Source organism: Phycicoccus jejuensis, assembly GCF_000720925.1.
Lineage (GTDB): Bacteria > Actinomycetota > Actinomycetes > Actinomycetales > Dermatophilaceae > Phycicoccus > Phycicoccus jejuensis.
The window spans coordinates 343,355-363,553 of sequence record NZ_JOEE01000003.1; the positions used below are offsets into that span (position 1 = coordinate 343,355).

16 protein-coding genes are annotated in these 20,199 nt (G+C 76.7%); 4 read left to right on the forward strand and 12 right to left on the reverse strand.

Annotation, left to right across the window (positions count from 1 at the left end; translation table 11 throughout):
- Positions 1–147: 147 nt before the first annotated feature.
- Entirely contained in the window at positions 148–3,165 is a 3,018-nt protein-coding gene (locus IG69_RS0107895; protein ID WP_030527620.1) for an AfsR/SARP family transcriptional regulator, read from the forward strand.
- A gap of 23 nt (positions 3,166–3,188) precedes the next feature.
- Here IG69_RS0107895 and IG69_RS0107900 read toward each other — a convergent pair whose 3' ends face one another.
- The 5 genes from IG69_RS0107900 to IG69_RS0107920 form a co-directional block, all read right to left on the reverse strand.
- The gene (locus IG69_RS0107900; protein WP_030527621.1) at positions 3,189–4,622 is read right to left on the reverse strand and encodes a phosphomannomutase/phosphoglucomutase; all 1,434 of its coding nucleotides are present in this window, start codon (positions 4,620–4,622) and stop codon (positions 3,189–3,191) included.
- 49 nt (positions 4,623–4,671) lie between these two features.
- Positions 4,672–6,309 carry a pilus assembly protein TadG-related protein gene (locus IG69_RS0107905; RefSeq protein WP_030527622.1) on the reverse strand — a complete coding sequence of 546 codons (1,638 nt, stop codon included), beginning with the start codon at positions 6,307–6,309 and terminating at the stop codon, positions 4,672–4,674.
- Positions 6,309–6,860, reverse strand: a complete 552-nt coding sequence (locus tag IG69_RS20120) for a TadE/TadG family type IV pilus assembly protein (RefSeq protein WP_051750352.1) — start codon at positions 6,858–6,860, stop codon at positions 6,309–6,311. Before IG69_RS20120 ends, IG69_RS0107905 begins: the two co-directional genes overlap by 1 nt.
- Positions 6,860–7,459 carry a TadE/TadG family type IV pilus assembly protein gene (locus IG69_RS0107915; RefSeq protein ID WP_030527624.1) on the reverse strand — a complete coding sequence of 200 codons (600 nt, stop codon included), beginning with the start codon at positions 7,457–7,459 and terminating at the stop codon, positions 6,860–6,862. The genes IG69_RS20120 and IG69_RS0107915 overlap by 1 nt, the downstream gene beginning before the upstream one ends.
- A gap of 155 nt (positions 7,460–7,614) precedes the next feature.
- Positions 7,615–7,986 (reverse strand): DUF3499 domain-containing protein, encoded by a 372-nt coding sequence (locus tag IG69_RS0107920; RefSeq protein WP_030527625.1) that lies wholly within the window; start codon positions 7,984–7,986, stop codon positions 7,615–7,617.
- A 59-nt stretch (positions 7,987–8,045) separates the two neighbouring features.
- On the opposite strand from IG69_RS0107920, the gene IG69_RS0107925 reads away from it, so the two are divergent.
- Positions 8,046–8,462 (forward strand): metallopeptidase family protein, encoded by a 417-nt coding sequence (locus IG69_RS0107925; protein ID WP_245616106.1) that lies wholly within the window; start codon positions 8,046–8,048, stop codon positions 8,460–8,462.
- 4 nt (positions 8,463–8,466) lie between these two features.
- On the opposite strand, the gene IG69_RS0107930 is transcribed toward IG69_RS0107925, so the two are convergent.
- Genes IG69_RS0107930 through IG69_RS0107940 form a run of 3 tightly spaced genes read right to left on the reverse strand, consistent with a single transcriptional unit; the run spans position 8,467 to position 13,362 of the window.
- Positions 8,467–9,939 (reverse strand): DUF5719 family protein, encoded by a 1,473-nt coding sequence (locus tag IG69_RS0107930; protein WP_030527627.1) that lies wholly within the window; start codon positions 9,937–9,939, stop codon positions 8,467–8,469.
- The gene (locus tag IG69_RS0107935) at positions 9,936–13,028 is read right to left on the reverse strand and encodes a glycosyltransferase (RefSeq protein ID WP_030527628.1); all 3,093 of its coding nucleotides are present in this window, start codon (positions 13,026–13,028) and stop codon (positions 9,936–9,938) included. The genes IG69_RS0107930 and IG69_RS0107935 overlap by 4 nt, the downstream gene beginning before the upstream one ends.
- 58 nt (positions 13,029–13,086) lie before the next feature.
- Positions 13,087–13,362, reverse strand: a complete 276-nt coding sequence (locus tag IG69_RS0107940; protein WP_030527629.1) for a WhiB family transcriptional regulator — start codon at positions 13,360–13,362, stop codon at positions 13,087–13,089.
- Between the two features lie 247 nt (positions 13,363–13,609).
- On the opposite strand from IG69_RS0107940, the gene cofD reads away from it, so the two are divergent.
- Together cofD and cofE are read left to right on the forward strand one after the other, a co-directional pair.
- Positions 13,610–14,584: a 2-phospho-L-lactate transferase gene (gene cofD, locus IG69_RS0107945; protein ID WP_030527630.1), complete on the forward strand. Its 975-nt coding sequence runs from the start codon at positions 13,610–13,612 to the stop codon at positions 14,582–14,584.
- Entirely contained in the window at positions 14,581–15,636 is a 1,056-nt protein-coding gene (gene cofE / locus IG69_RS0107950; RefSeq protein WP_036829422.1) for a coenzyme F420-0:L-glutamate ligase, read from the forward strand. Before cofD ends, cofE begins: the two co-directional genes overlap by 4 nt.
- A 15-nt stretch (positions 15,637–15,651) precedes the next feature.
- Here cofE and IG69_RS0107955 read toward each other — a convergent pair whose 3' ends face one another.
- Genes IG69_RS0107955 through IG69_RS0107970 form a run of 4 tightly spaced genes read right to left on the reverse strand, consistent with a single transcriptional unit; the run spans position 15,652 to position 20,198 of the window.
- Positions 15,652–16,587: a DNA-3-methyladenine glycosylase family protein gene (locus IG69_RS0107955; RefSeq protein WP_030527632.1), complete on the reverse strand. Its 936-nt coding sequence runs from the start codon at positions 16,585–16,587 to the stop codon at positions 15,652–15,654.
- Positions 16,587–17,393, reverse strand: coding sequence for a class I SAM-dependent methyltransferase (locus IG69_RS0107960; RefSeq protein ID WP_030527633.1), 807 nt, complete (start codon positions 17,391–17,393; stop codon positions 16,587–16,589). The genes IG69_RS0107955 and IG69_RS0107960 overlap by 1 nt, the downstream gene beginning before the upstream one ends.
- Positions 17,390–18,325: a lysylphosphatidylglycerol synthase domain-containing protein gene (locus IG69_RS0107965; protein ID WP_030527634.1), complete on the reverse strand. Its 936-nt coding sequence runs from the start codon at positions 18,323–18,325 to the stop codon at positions 17,390–17,392. The genes IG69_RS0107960 and IG69_RS0107965 overlap by 4 nt, the downstream gene beginning before the upstream one ends.
- A gap of 4 nt (positions 18,326–18,329) precedes the next feature.
- Positions 18,330–20,198, reverse strand: coding sequence for a glycosyltransferase family 4 protein (locus IG69_RS0107970; RefSeq protein WP_245616107.1), 1,869 nt, complete (start codon positions 20,196–20,198; stop codon positions 18,330–18,332).
- Position 20,199: the final 1 nt, after the last annotated feature.

Here is a 20,199-nt window from a genome sequence, read left to right on the forward strand (position 1 = left end):
ACCGGCCCACCACCCGGCCCGGCCGCGCGGTGTGCCCGGGGACGACCGTGTCCGTCCCACGGCGTGTCCGGTGTTGTGACCTGCATGGACGGTCTCTAGGGTCGGGAGGAGACGACGCCGCAGGGACGACGCGTGGGAGGAGGCGTTGTGTACCTGGAGGTCCTCGGACGGCTGCGCCTCACGGGCCCCTCGGGCCCGCTGCGCCTCACCGAGCTCGAGAGCGGTCTCCTCGCCCTCGCCGCCCTGCGCGACCAGGTCGACGTCGACTCCCTCGGCACCTGGCTCTGGGACGGCGAGCCGCCCGCGTCGGCCCGCAACCGGGTGCAGGCCCTCGTGTCGGGCATCCGCCGCAAGGCCGAGGGCATCCAGGTCCTCGTGACCGACGGTCGCGGCTACCGGCTGGCCGACCGCGTCGAGCGCGACGTCGCCGTGTGGGCCGACCGACTGGCGGCGGCCCGGCGGGCGCGGGCCACCGACCCCGTGACGGCCCTCGAGCTCTACGACCGGGCCCTGGCGACCTTCGTGCACGAGCCCCTCCTCGGTCCCCCCGCCACCGCGGCCGTCGAGGTCGAGCGCAACCGGCTCGTCCAGGAGCGGCTCTCGGTGCTCGAGGAGCGCCACGAGACCGCCCTGCGCGCGGGGGTGCTCCAGGGCCTCGTCGCGGAGCTCGACGCGCTCTCCGCGCGCCACCCCTTCCACGAGGGGTTCACCGCGCTGCTCGTCCAGGCGCTCGCGGCCACCGGCCAGCAGCGCCGCGCCCTGCAGGTCTTCCACGCGGCCCGCGAGCGGCTCGACCGCGAGCTCGGGGTGCGGCCCTCCGACGCCCTGGCCGGCGCGCTCCAGGCCGTGCTCACCGGCTCGCGCCGCCCGGCGTCCCGGCCGGGGTCGCTCCCCGCCGACGACGCGCCCGCGCCCCCCGCGGCGCTGCCGGTCCCCCGCACGCTCCCGCGGCGGCCCGACGTCGTCGTGGGCCGCGCGGCCGAGGTCGACCGGGTGCTGCGCGCCGCCGCCGGCCTCGAGCACGCCGCCGTCGTCGTGTCCGTCACCGGGCTGCCGGGCACCGGGAAGTCGACCCTGGCCCTCGAGGCCGGCCACGCGCTGCGCGACCGCTTCCCCGGCGGGACGCTCCACCACGACGGCGGCAACCTCCCGGGCGGCACCCCCGTCGAGACCCTCGTGACCACGTTCCTGCCCCTCCTCGGGGTCCACCCCGAGGGCGTCCCGGCGTCGACGCGGGCCCGGGTGGGGCTGCTGCGCTCGCTGCTCGACGCCCGGCGCGTCCTGCTCGTGCTCGACAACGTCGCCGGGGACGAGGACGTGGCGCGCCTGGCGGACCTGCTGCCCGCGGGCGCCGGCTCGATGGCCCTCATCACCTCGCGCCGTCCGCTCCCGGGGCTCGCGGCCGGGCACCACGTCCGCCTCGGCAGCCTCGACCCCGCGTCCTCCCGCCGCCTGCTCGAGGAGCTCGTCGGCACCCTGCGCACCGACGAGGCGCCCGAGGCCACCGACGAGGTGGTCCGGCTGACCGGGGGCCTGCCCCTCGCGCTCCGGCTCGCCGCCGGCCGGCTGGCGCAGCGCCCCGACCTCGGCTTCGACGACCTCGCCGCCCGGCTGCGCGGCAGCACCTCCTCGGGCCACGACCTCGCGGTGGTCCACGAGAGCCTCGAGGGGCTCGTCTCCGGTCTGCTCCCGCCGTCGCGGTCGGCGCTCGAGGCGCTGGCCCACCTGCCGGTCGACGCCTTCAGCGGCTGGGTCGTCGGCGGGGTGCTCGGCGACCCGACCGCGGGCGAGGCCGCCCTCGACGCGCTGCTGGAGGCCGGCCTCGTCGAGCCCGTCGTCCGCGAGGGGCACGACACGCAGTACCGCCTGCACGACCTCGTCCGCGCGCACGTGCGCCACACGACCCGGGGCGACCGCCCCGGGGGCGCCGGGCCGAGCCCGTCCGAGGTCGAGCTGCTGGGCTCGGCGGCGGTGGCCCGCGCGGACGCCTTCCTCGTCGACCGGCCCTACCGCCTGGTCCCGGTCCCGCAGCTCCCCGCTGCGGTCGCGCCTCCCGCCCCCGCCCCCGTGGTCCGCCGACGCTCGCGCCGCTTCTTCCGCACCGAGACACCCCTGTTCGTCGCGCTCTCGCGACGTCTCACGCCGGTCCGGTCGGACCTCGCGTGGCGCCTCCTCGCCCAGACCGCCCTGGGGACGGATGCCTCCAGCGACCTCCACGCGTGGTTCGAGGCCGACCGCGAGGTCCGGGGCGCCCTGGTCGGGGCCGACGACGACAGCCGTCTCGGGGTCGCCCACCTGCTGCTGTGCCGCGCCTGGCTCCTCCAGGACCGGCGCTCGGCGTCAGCGCAGGCGCGGGAGCTCGCGGAGGCCGCCCGGCGGCGTCTCCACCTGCTCGGGGCGCACGACGCCGCCGCTGCCGCCTCGATCGTCGCCGCGCTGGCCTCGGTGTCGCTGGGGCACCGGGCCGACGCGGAACGGGCGGTCCACGCCGCGGAGACGTCGATCGGTCGCGGCGGTGACGCGACGCTCGCGGGCTGGGCGGCCGTCGTCCGCGGGACCCTGCACAACGACTACGACGAGCTCGGCCCCGCTGCCCGGGAGTTCACCCGGGCCCGCCGGCTCCTCGAGGACTCGCCCCGCACCGTCGCCTACGCGCTCGCGACGCTCGAGCTCTCGCGGGTGCACCGCCGCACCGGGGAGCTCGGCCCCGCCGTGCTGCTCATCGACGAGGCGCTCGAGCTGCTCGCGAGCATCGAGGCCGTCCACATGTACTCGTACGCCCTCGACGCCCGCGCCGAGGTGGCGCTCGCGAACGGCCGTCCGCAGGAGGCCCTCGACGACGCGCAGACGGCGCTCGACCGGGCGCTCACCTCGCACGACGCCTTCCTCGCGGCCCGGTCGCGCCGGACCCTGGCCCGCGCGCGGCTCGCCCTCGGCGACCTCGCCGGCGCGGAGTCCGACCTGCGCACCGTCATCGAGGAGTTCACGGCGCTCGAGAGACCGCTCAGCGTGGCCTTCGCCTACCAGGTCCTCGCCGACGTGCTCGACGCCACCGGCGACCGGGTCGGGGCCGGCGAGGCGCTCCGGCTCGAGGAGCAGGCGGTCCGACGGGCCACGCAGGCCCGGGTCGTGGCGCCGCGCCGCAGCAGCCCCGGCCCCGCCTGAGCCGGTCGCGCCGGCCCCGACCGTCAGCCGGCGCGGACCACCGCGAGCACGGCGTCGCGCACCCGCGCCATCGTCGGGACGTCGGCGGCCTCGACGTTGAGGCGCAGCAGCGGCTCGGTGTTCGAGGCCCGCAGGTTGAGCCACCACATCGGGTCGCCGTCACCACCCCGGTGGGTCAGCGTCAGCCCGTCGAGCCGGTCGACCTCCACGCCCTCGGCCTCGCCCCACGCGAGCACCCGCTCCGTGGCCGCGGCCGCGTCGTCGACGGTCGAGTTGACCTCCCCCGAGGCGGAGTAGCGCGACAGGTCGGCCATGAGCACGCTGAGCGGCTGGTCCTGCTCCCCGAGGGCCGCGAGCGTGTGCAGCGCGGCGAGCATCCCGGTGTCGGCGAACCAGAAGTCGCGGAAGTAGTAGTGGGCGCTGTGCTCGCCGCCGAAGACCGCACCGTGCCGCGCCATCTCGGCCTTGATGAACGAGTGGCCGACGCGGGTGCGGACGGCCCGGGCCCCGGTGGCCGCGATGACCTCGGGCACCTGCGCCGAGGTGATGACGTTGTGCACGACCGCGACGTCGGCCGCGTCGGCCCCCTCGGCGACGGCGCGGGCCACCTCGCGGCGGGCGATGAGGGCGGTGATCGCGCTGGGGCTCACCGGCTCCCCGCGCTCGTCGACGACGAAGCAGCGGTCGGCGTCACCGTCGAACGCGAGCCCGAGGTCGGCGCCGTGCGCGACGACGGCGGCCTGGAGGTCGCGCAGGTTCTCGGGCTCGAGGGGGTTCGCCTCGTGGTTCGGGAAGGTGCCGTCGAGCTCGAAGTACAGCGGCTCGACCTCGACCGGCAGCGCCGGCAGGCCTGCCTGCGTGCCCAGCACGGCGGGCACGGTGAACCCGCCCATCCCGTTGCCCGCGTCGACGACGACGCGCAGCGGCCGGATGCCGGAGAGGTCGACGAGCCCCCGCAGGAAGCCGGCGTAGTCGGCGAGGACGTCGCGCTCGGTGAGCGTCCCCTGCGGCCCGTCGGGGTCCGCGACCTCGCCGGCGAGGATGCGCTCGGCCAGCACGCGGACGTCGGCGAGGCCGGAGTCCTGCCCGACGGGCCGGGCGCCGCTGCGGCACAGCTTGATCCCGTTGTACTGCGCCGGGTTGTGGCTCGCGGTGAACATCGCGCCCGGCCGGTCGAGCGCCCCGCTCGCGTAGTAGAGGCCGTCGGTGCTGCACAGCCCGATGAGGGCGACGTCGCGCCCCCGGCTGCGGACGCCCTCGGCGAAGGCCGTGACGAGCGCCGGCCCGCTGTCGCGCATGTCGTGGCCCACGACGCACGCCGGCGCGTCGTCCGCGGCGAGGACGACCTCGGCGAAGGCGGCCCCGAGGGCGCGCGCGACCTCCGGGTCGAGCTGGTCGGGGACGGTTCCGCGCACGTCGTAGGCCTTGACGAGGTCGCTGAGGGATCGCGTGGTCACGGCGCCCGAGCCTACGTGAGCACGCCCCGCGGGAAGGCCGCGGGCGAGGTCACTCCACCAGGCGGATGGGGTCGCCGTCGAGCGTGGCGCTCCACGACGTCGTGTCGGCGGGCTGCGAGCCCGCGCCGTAGTTGAACTCCAGGCGCACCCAGCACCCGCTCGACGAGGAGTCGGTGCACGAGTACGTCGACGGGATCGGGACCGTGATCGTCTGCCAGCGACCGTTGTAGATGCTGCTCACCGCGATGGTGCAGTCGACGAGGTTGCCGTTGGTGATGCCCTTGCCCTTGCAGCCGCTGAAGCTGCCGCCGGTCTCGCTCGGCGGCACCACCTTGACGGTGCTCCCGGCCACGGCGCCGTCACCGATGTCGAAGAGGTTGACGTTGAAGAACTGGCCGCTCGAGTTGCTCGGCACGCGGGCGAGGAAGAACTTCGAGGTGGTGCTCGGGATGTTGGCGTACAGGACCATCTGCGAGTAGCCCGCGACGGCGATGTTGTCCTTGTCGGAGCCGCCCGCGCCGTAGGCCCGCAGCGAGAACCGGTTGTGGCCGCTCTGGGTGTCGGTGCCGAGCCCGTTCGTGTGGACCTGGATGGAGTAGGTCCCCGGCTGGACCGTGCCCGGGATGGTGCACAGCGTGACCCAGCGACGGAAGGTCTCGGCGATCTCCGGGTTGGCGAGGTTCTGCGCCGAGTTCTTCTTGAGGGCGAGGGAGAGGTCCTCGTTGTAGCCGCCGAAGGTGCGCGGCTTGCAGCTCGCGGTGTTGAGGGTCGGCCACGCCGTCGGCTCCCAGGGGTTGCCGGCCGGTCCCTTGATGACGAACTCGGTCTTGGGCTTCGCGCCGGTCGTGAACGGCTGGTCGCCCGTGCACCAGGGGGACGTGTTGCCCTTCGCGTACCGCTGCGCGGGGTTGCTGACGTAGGTGTCGGCCGCGGCCAGCGCCGCGGCCTGCGGCAGCTTCGCCGTCGAGAGGTCACAGAGGTCGCCGACGGCGACGAAGGCCGGGTCGAAGGCCTGGATCGTCAGGTTGGTCACCGGCTGGCGGACGGTGACGGTGAAGACGTGCCCGTTGGGCTCGTAGTCGGCGTTGTCGCCGTTGGTGCAGCCGTCCGAGGTGGAGCTGGTGCAGTAGTCGTTCTGGAAGGCGTCGCCGCTCTGCTTGTTGGCCGGGATGCTGCCGACGTTGGCCCAGAAGGCGCCGGTGTTGTCGCAGTTGCTGCTGGCGGTCGAGCCGACCTCGGGGTCGTCCCCGAAGTGGTTGCAGGGGCTGCCGAGCGGCACCGGCCCGGCGAACTCCGCCGTCGCGTGGCGCGACACCTTCGTCGCCCCCAGCCCGAGGAAGCCACCGAAGAAGTTGGTGACGGTCGAGTCGACGTCGACGCGCAGGCGGGTCGAGCCACCGGCCAGCGACGGGGAGACCACGGCCCGGTTGACCCCGTTGGTGAACCCGTTGGTGGCGGCGTAGCGCTGCGCCTCCGCGTAGGCGCCGTACCGGTCGTCGGGGAGCTTGGTGACGCCGGCGAGCGCGGCGGCGTCGGCGGCCCGCTGGGCGCGCTGGCCCTCGAGGTACCAGTGGCCGACGTCGACCGCGAAGGCCGAGAACCCGAGCAGGACGATGAGCATGAGCCCCGAGACGACGGCGACGTAGCCGCGCTCGTCGCGCTGACGTCGGCGCAGCGGCCGGGACATCACTCGCACCCCTGCGTCTGGGGCATGGGCTCGAAGCGCAGCACGGCTGACTCCTCGATGGTGATGGAGCTGAAGACGAACTTCGTGAACGCGTTGTGCCGCGTCTTGAGGTAGACCCCGATGCGGTCGGGTGGGTTGTAGGAGCACGCCTTCTGGTTGATGGCCGCCCAGTTGGAGTAGGTCGGTGCGAAGCGGGTGCCGTTCCAGCGGAACTTGACGCAGGTCGTGCACCCGCCGGCGAAGCTGCTCGTGCCGGCCGGGTACTGGTTGGCGGTGTTCGCCTTGTAGACCCAGAGCTCCTGCACCTGGCCGCGGTTGAAGGCCGTGCCCTCGGCCGCGACGCTGTCGGCGGCGTCCTGGGCGTAGGTGCTGATCCGCGGCTCGGCCGACGCGGTGCGCACACCGGCCCGCACGGCGTCCGCGACGGAGAGGTAGTCCTTGAAGAACATCCCGAACTCGATGATGCCGACGACGAGGAGGATGAACATCGGCGTGACGAGCGCCGCCTCGACCGCCACCGCACCGCGCTCGCCACGCGGCCGTCGGCGCATCACGGCCCCGTCCCGATGCACGGCTGCGTCGAGGGGATCTGCTCCAGGCGCATGACGACGTCCTCGGTGATGAGCGCGTTGTTGGCGAACATCACCGACGCCTTGTGCCGGTAGACGACCCGCACCCCGACGCTGTCGACGGCGGCGAGCGTGCCCGAGCAGGCGTTGCGGGTGGGCCAGGTCCCGGTGCCGGCGCTCGGCGTGCCGGGACCGGTGAGGGTGAACTTCACGCAGGTGACGGCGCACACCGCCGGCGTCGCGAGGACCGAGGTCGTGCCGACGTTGGCCTTGTAGACCCAGATCTCCGTGACGTCCTGCCAGCGCAGGTCGGTGAGCGCCGAGGCGGCCTGCGTGGCCGCGGAGCGCGTGAACGTCGCGTTGAGGGGGTCGGCGGAGGCCATCCGGGCCCCGGCCCGCGCGCCCGTCGAGACCGAGTAGGCGTCCTTGAAGTACATCGACAGGTCGATGACGCCGGCGAGGATGGCGAAGAGGAAGAGGAAGACGATGGCGGCCTCGAGGGCGACCGCACCGCGCTCGTCCCGGGCGTCGGGGCCCGGTCCGGGGCAGCCTCGAGCGAGGCGGAGGCGCGGGCGTGCCACAGAGGGCCCCTTTCCCTGCGAGCGGTGTGGGCGCTGCCGACGCTAGGCGCGCTCGGCCGCGACCGGAACGGCTCCGGGGACGGGAGGGGCCGAACGGCCGAGGAGGTCGGACCGGCCGGGTGAGGACGCGGCGCGCGCCGGCGTCCCCGAGCGGCTCAGGCCTCGGCGCTGCCCCGCAGCATCCGCAGGTGGCCGCGCCGCGCGACCTCACCGGTGACGGGCGCCTCGGGGGTCACCGGGGCGGCCGCGGGCCGCGGACGACCGGCCTCGCGGACCGCGTCGGCCAGGGCGAGGAGGTCGTCCGACGACGGCTCGGGGTCGGGGTACTCCGTGGCCAGGCGCAGGACCTCCCAGCCCCGGGGGGCGGTGAGGCGGGTCGCGTGCTCGGCGCACAGGTCGTAGGTGTGCGGCTCGGCGTAGGTGGCGAGCGGGCCGAGGACGGCGGCGCGGTCGGAGTAGGCGTAGGTGAGCGTCGCGACCGCCGGCTGGCGGCAGCCGGTCTTCGTGCACTTCCGCGACAGGTTCACACCGAGACTCTAACCGTGCCTGCCACCCGCCCGCGGAGGCACGCCGTAGCATCGACCGGGTGAGCCCACGCCGCCGCGACCGCCACGGGCGGGGCCCCCGGGGCCCCCTCGCCTGGCCGACCGTCCCCGTCATGGCCAGTCGCCGCGAGCGCTTCGACGACCTCGTCCTCGACGCCGCGGACCGCCTGCGCCCCCACCTGGGGAACCGCTACGCGGGAACGGAGTTCGCGGTGCAGGAGGTCCCCCCGACCGACCCCGCGCCGTGGGACGAGCAGGTGGCGCCGCTCGGTCGGCTCCTGCGGGCCACGGCCGCGCGCACCGACCGGGTCGTCGTCTACCGCCGCCCCGTCGAGGCCCGGGCCCACGACGACCTCGACCTCGCCGACATCGTGCGCGAGGTCGTCACCGAGCAGGTGGCGGCGCTCCTCGGGGTGCCGGCGCACGAGCTCGACCCGGAGGTCGACCCCGACGCCTGACCGGTCAGGGCAGCGGGAAGGCGCGGCTGACGGGTGAGGTGACGTCGGTCGGCGCCAGCGGCACCTCCGAGAGCAGCTGCTGGGCGCCGGAGCCGGAGGTCGACACCACGCCGCCGCGCAGCGCCCCCGACCCGTCCGTCCGCTCGACCCAGACCGACGCGGCGCCGCCGAGGTCGACGTCGGCGGACCGGTCGGCGAGGAGCGAGACGGTCCGGGTGCGCGACTCGCCGTCGACGACGACGGTGACGTCGGCGGTGCTCGCGCCGCCGGTGCTCACGAGGTGCAGGGTGCGGGACACCCCGGGCGTCGGCGGCAGGGCCAGGCCCGCGACCTCGTCGACGACCGGCCCCGAGACCGCCCAGCCGATGTCGCCGGCGCCCTCCGGGTCCCCGACCCGGGTGAGCACCCCGGCGACGACCGGCACGTCGGAGCGGACGACCACCGCGTACGTGCCCGCCGGCACCGCCGGCAGGGGCAGCTCGGCCACGCCCTCGGCGCCGACGGTGAGGACGGTGTCGGCGCTCGTCGTCACGGGCCCGTCACGGCCGAGGAGGGTGACGCTGGCCACTGCCTCGTCCCCGCCGGGGGTGGCGACGCGCAGCGTGGCCCGGCCCCCGAGCAGCGCGGCGGGCACGACCTGCACGGTCGAGGGGTCGGCCGTCGGCACGGTGGTCTCGGCGCCGAGCGCGGTCGTCCCCTCGATCCACGTGTCGGACAGGAAGGCCGTGAGCCCGCCACCGTCGGCGACGACGTGCACGGCGGGGGTCTTCTCGTCCGCGGCGACGGCGTCGAGGAGGAGGGTCGTGCGACCGCCCGGGGGCACCGTCTCGGTGCGTGCCGGGCCGACCGGCCCGTCGGCGCCGTGGACGGTGACGTCGGCGGTCACGGGGTTGCCGCCGGGGTTGGCGAGGACGAGCCGCTCGAGGCGCCCGGGTCCGGCGCCGCCGCCGAGCAGCCAGAGGTCCGTGGCGGCGGTGCGGCACGGCGTGGTCACCAGGCCGCGCAGGTTGGCGCTGCTGCTCGACCACTCCTGCGTCGCGGTGACCGCCGGCGCGAGCGAGCCCTGGGCCCGCAGGGCCACGGGACCGCTGCGGGGCAGGGCGCCGGTGCTGCGCGAGGAGCGTCCCGAGAGGGTCGCGATCGGGACCGACCCGCCGGTCGCGCGGGCGCTACCGGCCCCGGTCGCGGGCACGGGCAGCAGCTCGGCCGGTCCCGCGACGGCGCTCACGCGGCCCGCGGGGCGGACGTCGGCGACGCCGGCGACGCCGGTCAGCTCGGGCCCGGGGCACATCGCGTCGACGCTCGTCGCGAGGCTGGTCGGGGCGACGGGGGCCTCGGCGACCCCGCTGGCCTGCGCGAGGTCGAGGGTGTCCGGACGCGCCGTGGCGCCCCACACGAGGCCGGCCGCGGCGCCGGCCGCGAGCAGGACGCGCACGGTGCCGGGGACGGCGGGGCGCAGCGCCGAGAGGCGGCTCATCGCTCCCCCACCCGGCTCTCGCGCCGGCCGAAGGGCACGGCGAGGAAGGCGAGCACGGCGACCGCGAGCAGCTGCCCGAGGTGCCACCAGCGCTGCGGGTCGGTGAGGGTGATGGTCAGCTCCCCGCGGCCGGCCGGCAGCTCGTAGGTGGGGGTCGGCTCGCCGTCGACCGCGGTGAGGACGCGGCCGTCGACCTCGACGACCGCGTGCTCGGCCCAGCCGGCCGGCTCGGCGACGACGAGGCGGCTGCCCTTCGGGGCGTCGAGCGTCGTCACGGTCGCGCCGTGGGCGCCGGTGGCGACGACGAGGCGGACGTCGTCGGGGGTCTCCATCCGCAGCCGCGGCGGCGCGACGAGCGCCTCCGAGTCGGTGCCGGAGGGGCTGAGCCGCCACAGCTCCCAGCCCGCCCGCGGCGAGATCCGCTGGAGGCCGTCGGTGGCGTCGAGGCGGCGCACGACCTCCGGGACCTGCTCGCCCCGGACCGCGAGGAGGTCGGCCGCGGTGTCGCGGACGAGGGCCTCGCTGCCGGGGACGGCCCCGAGGAGGGCGGTGACGTCGCCGGAGACGGCGGCGTCGGCGGAGGAGGCGACGGGCAGGCCGCGCACGAGCGTGGCGTCCTCACGGCCGACGAAGCGGTAGCCGGCCCCGCGGTTGCCCGGCACGACGAAGAGCGAGCGGGTCGCGAAGGCTCCCTCGGACTGGTCGACGGCCACGGCGGGGCGGGGGTCGCTCCACGGGCCGAGGAGGCGCCCCAGCCCGCCGGCGACGATCCCACCGGCCAGGAGCGCGACCGTCGCGACGCCGGCCCCGAGGACCGTCCAGGCCCCGGCCCGGCGCGCACCCTGCAGGCCGCGCAGCGGCAGGCCGTCGAGGCCGCGGACGAGCGCGAGGACCAGCACGAGCACGAGCGGCAGCAGCAGCGTCCCGGCCCACGGGGTGATGGGCTGCCCCGCGGCCGGCAGCCCGGCGGGGACCGTGCCCAGCCGCACCCGGGGCGCGGCGAGGGCCACCGCGAGCAGCAGCGGGACGAGCACCGCGAGCGTGGCGGCGCCACCGCGGCGGCGCCGCCCGGCCCCGAGGGCGAGCACCGCGACGGCGACGAAGGGGGCGGCCGTCCACCACAGGGGGGCGCCGGCGCCGCCGGCGTCGAGCAGGGCGGTGCGCCACGCGGGGAGCGGCTCCCCGCCCCACGCGGCGAGCCCGGAGCCGGCGACGACGGCCGGCCACGAGACGGCGCCGGCCGCGGCCACCCACGGCGCGAGCACCGCCGCCGGGACGAGTGCCGTGACGAGCGCCGCGGTGCGCGAGCCCCGGCGCACGAGCGCGAGGACGAGCGCGGCGAGCACCCCGAGCGCGGCGAGCACCGGCGCGAACGCGCCGAGCACGACGAGCGCGAGCGCCGTGGCGAAGGCGCTGGTGGCGGTGGCGCGGCGGGCGGCGAGCAGGGCCAGCCCACCGGCGACCGCCGGGAGGAGGACGAGGGCGACGGCGGCGCCGAGCCGGCCCTGGGCGACGCCCGCCGCGGCCGGGCCGGAGGTGGCCCAGGCCAGCGCGCCGAGGGTCCGCAGCCAGCGCCGGGAGGTGACCGGGCGCAGCATCAGGTAGGCGGAGAGGGCGCCGAGCGGCATCGCGAGGAGCAGGACGAGGCCGACGACGAGCCCGGCCGGCGAGGCGGGCACGGGGACCATCGGCAGGTGCGCGACGAGCCACGCGGGCCCGGCGAGCAGCGCCGCGGCCGGGCCGGCCTGCTCGGGGCCGCCGAGGCCGCTGCCGCTCCAGCCGTCGCGCCAGGAGTGCCACAGGCCGGCGGCGGTCGCCCGGGCGCCGACGAGCTCGCCACCGGACAGCCCGGAGCCCAGGCCGGTGACGACGCCGAGACCGAGGGTGCGCCCGGCCGCCACGGTGACGGCCAGTGCGGCGAGGACGGCGACGACGGCCGGGTGGCGCAGGACGCGGACCAGCCACGAGCGGGGGTTGAGGTCGGCGGCGGCGTCCCCGATGGGGGCCTGTGGCGGGAGCAGCGCGTGGTGGACGCTGTCGCCCCACGAGGTGAGGACGGCCCGCCGCGGCTCGAAGACCGCGGCGAGGTCGCGGCGCCGGACCGCGGCGCGGTGGCGGGTGCGCCACTTCGAGCGCAGGCCACGCACCGGGTCGAGCGAGGTGAGGGCCCCGAGCTCGGCCCACGCGCTGCGCGGCCGCTTGAGGAGCAGCAGCCCGACGGCGGCGACGACGGAGGTCAGGGCCACCCAGACGACGAGGACCGGCGACCACCACCAGGGCGCGCGGGCCAGCGCGACGCGGCGGGCGGCGCGGCGCCGGGCGGCGGTGGAGGCGGTGGCGACCGCGACGCCGGGGGCCGAGCGCATCCGGGAGGAGGGGACGACGACGACCCGGCGGCCGCTCAGCTGGGCGCGCCAGCCGAGGTCGAGGTCGGCCCCGACGTCACCGAACGAGGTCTCCCAGCCGCGCAGGTCGACGAGGAGCTCGCGCTCGACGAGGGATCCGGCGAACGGGACGGCGAGGACGTCGCTCGTCGTGTCGTACTGTCCCTGGTCGGGCTCGCCGGGCAGCGGGCGCGCGAGCAGGCGCCCGCCGCGGGTCGTGCGGATGGACAGCGCGCGCAGGCGGTGGGGCGCCTCGGCGTCGACGTGCTTGGGACCGACGATGCCGGTCGAGGGCGAGCGGCGCCAGGCGTCGACGAGGCGGACGAGGGCCGCGGGCTCGGGGGTGGTCCCCACCGGCAGCAGCCAGAGCAGGTGCGAGCGGTCGCCGAGGGTGTCGAGGACGGCGCGGTGCACGACCCGGCGCACGGGCGCCCGGCCGTCGGCGGCGACGACCCGGACCGCGACGTCGTGGCGCGAGCGCAGCCGGTCGACGAGGGAGGTGACCGTCACGTCGCCGACGCCGTCGGGGTCGGGGACCGCGGCACCGCCCGTGCGGTCGACGAGGAGGACGTCGTCCGGGCGCTGGGTCTGCGCGAGGAGGGCGTCGAGGAGGCGGCCGAGACCCGAGGGGTCGCGGTGGGTCACGACGACCGCCGTGACGACGGGGCGCACCGCACCGGCGCCGGCGGGCGGGGCGGTGTCCACGGGACGGGGTGGGGCGAGCGTCATCCGAGCGGGGCCTGCGACGAGGGGAGACCCCTCGTCAGACGGCGCGCTTCTTCAGCTTGCGGCGTTCGCGCTCGGACAGGCCGCCCCAGATGCCGAAGCGCTCGTCGTTGCCGAGCGCGTACTCGAGGCACTCGGAGCGCACCTCGCACGAGACGCAGACCTTCTTGGCCTCGCGGGTGGAGCCGCCCTTCTCGGGGAAGAACGCCTCGGGGTCGGTCTGGGCGCAGAGCGACCGCTCCTGCCACGACAGGGCCCCCTCGTCCGGCTCCGGTGAGCCGAGCATCCCCTCGACCAGAAAGAGCTCGTGCATCATGCTTCCTCCTCGACCTCGACCCGTGCACCCCGGCCGGTCACCCCGGAGTACATGCATGGAATTACACGCGTGTCATGCCACGCACGTCAAGCCAAACGGTGTTATCGAGTGGATTTCCCGTGATCCGGTGCCTGTGGTACGGGAGTGACGCGGTGACGGGCGCGTGACGTCCGCGACCGCCCCGCGCACGACCGGTCGTGGTCCGCCGCCGGTCCGGCGGCGACGGGCTGAGAGACTGGCGCCCATGCGCATCACGGCTCTCGCCGGTGGCGTCGGCGGGGCCCGGTTCGTCCGGGGCCTGCGGCACCACCTCGACACCACCCCCGGCCTCGAGGACACCGAGGTCACCGTCGTCGCCAACACCGGGGACGACATCACCCTCTTCGGGCTGCGGGTCTCCCCCGACGTCGACACCCTGCTCTACACGCTCGGCGGCGGCATCGACGAGGCGCAGGGGTGGGGACGCGCCGACGAGAGCCACCGCGTGCAGTCCGAGCTCGCCGCCTACGGTGCGCAGCCGCAGTGGTTCGCGCTCGGCGACCGCGACTTCGGGACGCACGTCGTCCGCTCGCAGTGGCTGGGCCAGGGCCTGAGCCTGTCCGAGGTCACCGCGCGGCTCGCCGCGCGCTGGGGGCTGCCCGAGCAGCGCATCACGCTCCTGCCGATGACCGACACCCCCGTCGAGACGCACGTCGTCGTCGACGAGGGAGACGGCGAGCGCGCGATCCACTTCCAGGAGTGGTGGGTCCGCCACCAGGCGTCGGTGCCGGCGCGCCGCTTCGTCGTCGCGGGGCTGGACCGCGCCGCGGCCGCGCCGGGGGTCCTCGACGCCATCCGGCAGGCCGACGTCGTGCTCCTGCCGCCGAGCAACCCCGTGGTCTCGATCGGCATCGTCCTCGGCGTGCCCGGTGTGCGGGACGCCCTGCGCGGCACCACCGCCCCCGTCGTCGGCGTCTCGCCGCTCATCTCCGGCCGCCCCGTGCGGGGTCACGCCGACGCGTGCCTCGAGGCCATCGGCGTGCCGGCCACCGCCGCGGCCGTCGGCGGCCTCTACGAGGACTTCCTCGACGCCTGGCTCGTCGACCCCGCCGACGCCGGCACCACGCTGGCCCGTGCGCGGGTCGAGGTCTTCGACGGGCCGCTCCTCATGTCCGACGTCGACGCGACGGCGCGCATCGCGGCGCACGCGCTGCGGCTCGCGTCCTCGGTCACGGCGTGAGCGAGGGGGCCGTCGAGGTCCACCCGCTCGCCGGACTGCCCGAGGTCCGGGCGGGTGACGACCTCGCGGCGCTGCTCCTCGCGGCGCTCGAGGCGTCCGGGCTGGTGCTGTCGGACGGTGACTGCCTCGTCGTCTCGAGCAAGGTCGTCTCCAAGGCCAGTGGGATGACGTGGCCCGGTGAGCGGGCCGACGCGGTCGCCGCGCACACCCGGCGGGTCGTCGCCGAGCGGGCCGGGGCCACCGGGGTCACCCGGGTCGTCGAGTCCGCGGCCGGGCCGGTCATGGCGGCGGCCGGGGTGGACGCCTCCAACACCGGGCCGACCGGTGCGGTGCTGCTGCTCCCGGAGCAGCCGGACGCCGAGGCGACCCGGGTCCGCGACGCACTGCTCGCGGCGGCCGGTGACACCCTCCCCCGGCGCGCGCTGGGGATCGTCCTGTCCGACACCGCCGGTCGCCCGTGGCGCGCCGGCCAGACGGACTTCGCGCTCGGCGCGGCCGGCCTCGCCGTCCTCGACGACCTGCGCGGCGGGGTCGACCACGACGGCCGCCCGCTCGCCGTCACGGCTCGCGCGGTGGCCGACGAGGTCGCCGCGGCCGCGGACCTCGTCAAGGGCAAGGCCGACGGCGTGCCCGCGGCGCTCGTGCGCGGGCTCCCGGCCTGGTGGTTCACGGCGGCCGGCGACGGCGCTGCGGCACTCGTCCGCACCGGCCCGGGCGACTGGTTCGCCCTCGGCCACGTCGAGTCCGTGCGGGCCGCGCTGGGGGTCGCACCCGGGTCGCGCGACTCCACGGACGTCGGGCTGCGCTCCGTCGCACCGGAGCCGCTCGCCGACCGGGTCGGTCGCGTCGTGGCGCTCGCGCTGCACGACGTCGTGGACGGCTCGGCCGACGTCGACGTCACCGGCGAGGCCGCAGAGATCGTCCTCGCCGCGCCCGACCCCTACGACCTCGGCCGGCTGGTCACCCGCGCGCAGGTCGCCGCGGCGAGCGAGGACCTGCACGCCGAGGTCGTCGCCCGCGGCCCGTCCTCGACCACCCTGCGCCTCGCCTGACGACGCCTGCCCCGCTCAGCGGCCCCTGGTGGGCAGGTGGGTCGGCAGCGTCATCCGCGGCCCACGGCGCGGCCGGTGGTGGCCGCCGAGCTCGAGGAGGCGCTGGACCCGGTAGCGGTGCCCGCGCCACGGCTCGAGCAGCTCGGCGAGGGCGTCGTCGTCCTGCGGGGTGCCGGTCAGCGCCCAGGTCATGTCCTTGGCGACGTGGTAGTCGCCGAAGCTCACCTCGTCCGGCAGGCCGAGCGCCCGCTGCGCGACCTCGGCCCACGTCCACCGGCCGATGCCCGGGAGCGCCGTGATGCGGGCGCGCGCCGCCTCGACCGGCATCCCGACGCACTCCTCGAGCCGGCCGGCGTAGCGGACGGCCGCCGAGACCGTCCGCGAGCGCTGGGGGTCGACGCCGGCGGCCAGCCACTCCCACGACGGCACCGACGCCCAGCCGGCCGGCGTGGGGGCGACGGCCAGGCCCAGCTCCTCACCCGGGCCGGGCGCGGGCTCACCGAAGCGGCGGACCAGCCGGCGGTACCCCGCGAAGGCCTCCTTGCCGGTGACCTTCTGCTCGATGACCGACGGCACGAGGTTCTGCACGACCAGGCCCGAGCGGGGCACGCGCCACCCGGGGCGGCGACGCCACTCCTGCGCGACGAGCGGGTGGAGCGAGGCGTCGAAGCCCGCCACGTCGTCGTCCTCGCCGAGCAGCGCCGGCACCTGCTCGAGCATCCAGCCCGCGCCGCTCCCCCACGCCCGCGCGGTCACCTCGTCGGACGCGCCGCCGGGAGCGGTGAGCCGCAGCGTGACCGGGCCGTCGGGGGTGCGCCAGGCGAACCACCAGCCACCGTCGTCGGGACGGCTCGTGGGGTCGCCCCCACCGCGCCGGAAGATGCCGACGACCGCACCGAGCGGCACCGGCCGTGCGGTGCGCACGACCCGGAGCGCGCCCTCGGCGGACATCAGCCCACGTGGCGCGGCGCCACGCGCAGCGGGGGTCCGGCCGGCCGCGCGGCGCCCTTGAAGGCCGCCCAGACGTACGTGGGGACCAGCGGCAGGGCGGCGGCGAGGGCTGGCTCGGGCACACGAGCGGCCCATCCGGGCACGTTGTCGCCGGCGGAGAAGGCAGCGGGGTCGGCGAGGACCGGCAGCGTGTAGTCCCAGACGTCGTAGGCCGCGAAGAGGCGGCGCAGCCCGGCCGGCGAGTAGTAGTGCTCGTAGTACGTCTCGCCCTTGCCGGTGAGGCGCATGTAGCGGTCGGCGGCCCGCTGCGGCAGCCACGAGAGGAACGGCAGCCGGTGGTGCGGCTCGACGACCTGCCAGCGGTGCCCGATGCCGAGGTAGAGCAGCCCGCCGGGACGCAGCACGCGGTGGATGTCGGCGACGACCGCCTCGGGGTCGACGACGTGCTCGTAGATGTGGTTGAGGACCACGACGTCGACCGAGCCGTCGTCGAACGGCAGGTCCTCGCCGCGCGCGAGGCGGAAGTCGACGCGCTCGCCGAAGCGGGCGCGCGCCTTCTCGAGGCCGGGCTCGTCGATGTCGACGCCGCTCGTCGTGGCGCCGGCCAGCGCGAGCTCGTCGGCGATGAAGCCGGCCGAGCAGCCGACGTCGACGGCGCTCAGGCCCTCGAGCGTGTCCACCCCGAGGGCGTGCCGGACGACGGCGATCAGCTTGGCCGCCTTCTGGCGGCGCGCCTGCTCGTCGAGCATCTTCGCCATGGACTCCGAGTAGGCGAGCTGCTCCTCGCGCTCCGGTCGCTCGCTCATCCCGCAGATCCTAGGAGGTGCTGCCGACGTCCCCACGCCCAGCCGCCGCCCGCGACGAGGAGGTCGGCCACGATGGCGAGGAAGCGAGCCACGACGACGACCGCCGTCGCGGCCGACAGGGGCATGAAGGTGACGAGGAGGAGGGCCAGCACGCCGTCGCGCACCCCGACCCCCGCCGGGACGAGCACGGACAGCTGGCCGGCGGCCGACGCGAGGGCGAAGCCGCACACGCCGGCGACGGCGAGGTCGGTGAGCGAGGCCGCGGGCTGGAGGGAGCGGACGAGCACCGCGACCCCGACGCCGGCCGAGACCCACGCGCCCGTGAACCACGCGGCCGTGGCGAGGACGGCGCGGCCCCCGAGCCCGTGCTCGAGCGGCTCGCGGCGCAGCACCCGCAGGCCGAGCGCGACCATCGCGTTGAGCAGGCGCGGCCAGAACAGCACGGCGCCGACGACCACCGCCGCGACGACGACCCAGGCCGTGACGGGCGAGCTGCCGCGCGCGAGCAGGCGCGGCAGGGCGACCACCCCGAGGAGGCTGCCGCAGAGGATGGCCAGGCCGATGGAGAGCAGGCCGGTGACGGCCATCCGGCGGCGCGGCACCCCGAGCCTGGCCCCCATCTCGGCCTGCGCGAGGACGGTCCACACCGACCCCGGCACGTACTTGCCGAGCTGGCCGACGAAGAAGACGCTCGCCGCCGGGGCGAGCGGCAGCCGCGTACCGAGGTCGGCGAGGAGGATGCGCCAGCCGACGAGCGTGAACAGCGGCGCCCCGAGCGTGAGGACGAGCGCGAGCACGATGGCGGGTGCGCTCATCCGGCCGAGCTCGCGGGAGACCTCGTCCCAGCTGCCGGCCAGCGCCCAGACGACGGCGGCGAGGACGAGGACGAGCAGGCCGTAGCGGACGACGACGAGGACGCGAGCGCGGTTCACGGGGTCACTTCCGCCGGAAGGTCAGGCGCAGCACCGCGTAGGCGGGAGCCCCGTTGTCGCCGAACGCGACCCGTGCGTCGCGCATCTGCGAGAGCACCTCGCCGTCGGCGTCGCCGACGAGGGCCAGGCCGAGGTCGTCGGCGCGCGCGACGATGCCGCGCACGTCGGCCGCGCGCACCGCGAAGTCGGGGTCGTCGTCCCCGATGGGCAGCGTGAGCAGCAGGAGCCCGCCGGAGCGCAGCGACCACGACGCCTGCCCGACGACGTGCTGGACGTCGTCGGCGGTGCAGCCCCCGGGGTGCAGGCGGGCCACGACGTCGAGGCTCGCGGTGTCGACGTCGAGCGCCTCGACGGCCGCGCGCCGCCCGGTGAGCTCCAGCTCGACCGGGGCGAAGCCGAGCGCCCGCGCCCAGCGCGAGAACGGGCTCGACGAGCCGGACTCGTCGACGATGACGGCCGTGCGCGAGCGGTCGTCGAGGACCCGCACGAGCGAGGCGACGGCGCCGAGGGCGGCCCACGCGGCGACGGGGTCCTTGGCGCGCGGCAGCCCGAGCTCGCGGGCCACCTCCGCGGCCCGGACGGCGTCGGCGTCGACGGCGAGGAGGTCGGTGGCGCGGACCTCCTCGGGGAGGTCGAGCGGCCCGATCGTCAGGACCGGCTGCCGACGGGCGCGCAGGCCGGCGACGGCGGCCTTCGCCCGGGCGACCGGACCGACGGGGACGACGGACGGCTCGGGCTCGTCGACGGGGACGGCCGGCGGCGCGGCGAGCGCCTCGAGGGCGCCGACGTAGTGCGCCCAGGGGCCGGACAGGTCGGGCTCGCGGACGGCGTCGGCGAGCCGGTCGGCGGTGCCCGGCTCGGCGAGCGTGCGCAGCGCCGCCACGAGCGCCTCGCGGTCCGCCGGCGGCACGAGGAGGCCGTCGACCCCGTCGCGCACCTGCGCCGGGAAGGTGCCGACGCTCGTCGCGAGCACCGGCCGGCCGTGGCGGCGGGCCAGGAGGACGTTCTGCGAGGCCGTCGCCGACCGGTAGGGCAGGACGACGACGTCGTGGCGGGCCATCAGGCCGGCGATGCGGTCGGCCGGCACGTAGCCGCCGTGGACCTCGACGCGGCCGCGCAGCCGGGGGTCCGCCGCGAGCTCGCGCACGCGGCGGCCGGCATCCCCCCAGAGCTCGCCGGCGACGGTCAGCGTCGGGCCGTCGACCTCGCGCAGCGCCTCGAGGAGCAGGTCGATGCCCTTGTAGTCGCGGACGATGCCGAGCGAGAGCAGGCGCACGGGTCCGTCGTGCTCCGGGCGGGGCTCGGGCGGGCCGCCGGGCAGGTGCGGCGGCAGGTCGACCTCGCGGACGCGGGGCGCGCCGAGCTCGGCCGCGAGGGCCGCCTGCTCGTCGGAGTGCACGAGCACCGCGTCGGCACGGCGCAGGAGGGAGCCGACGAGCGGCCGGTCCCCCGGCCCCGGCTCGTGCGGCAGGACGTTGTGCGCGACGACCACGACGCGTGGGCCGCGACCGCTCCCGACGCCCGCGGCGCGCAGGAGGGCGAGGTGGGCCGGCACGACCGCCGGCACGACGTGGACGACGACGACGACGTCGACGTCGCGCAGCCGGCGCCCGGCGCGCAGCCAGGTGTCGGGGCGGGCCCACGACAGGACGCGCAGCGTCCGCGGGAAGGGCTCGACGTCCGGGGCGCCGCCGGGGACGGCCTGCTCGCCCGGGTAGAGGAACGCCGGGTAGAGGTGGCTCCACGACACGAGGGTGACCTCGTGCCCGGCGTCCGCGAGCTCGTGGGCGAGGCTCGTCGTGTGCGCCGCGACACCGCCCTTGAACGGGTGCGTCGGCCCGACGAGGGCGACCCGCAGCGCGCTGTCCGACACC

Coding starts and splice junctions, on each gene's coding strand:
- IG69_RS0107905 (WP_030527622.1), bottom strand. CDS start 6,309: ATGTCCCGGCCGCTGCGCCGACGTCAGCGCGACGAGCGCGGCTACGTC.
- IG69_RS20120 (WP_051750352.1), bottom strand. CDS start 6,860: ATGCGCCGACGGCCGCGTGGCGAGCGCGGTGCGGTGGCGGTCGAGGCG.
- IG69_RS0107930 (WP_030527627.1), bottom strand. CDS start 9,939: ATGAGCCGCCTCTCGGCGCTGCGCCCCGCCGTCCCCGGCACCGTGCGC.
- IG69_RS0107960 (WP_030527633.1), bottom strand. CDS start 17,393: ATGAGCGAGCGACCGGAGCGCGAGGAGCAGCTCGCCTACTCGGAGTCC.
- cofD (WP_030527630.1), top strand. CDS start 13,610: ATGCGCATCACGGCTCTCGCCGGTGGCGTCGGCGGGGCCCGGTTCGTC.
- IG69_RS0107955 (WP_030527632.1), bottom strand. CDS start 16,587: ATGTCCGCCGAGGGCGCGCTCCGGGTCGTGCGCACCGCACGGCCGGTG.
- IG69_RS0107940 (WP_030527629.1), bottom strand. CDS start 13,362: ATGCACGAGCTCTTTCTGGTCGAGGGGATGCTCGGCTCACCGGAGCCG.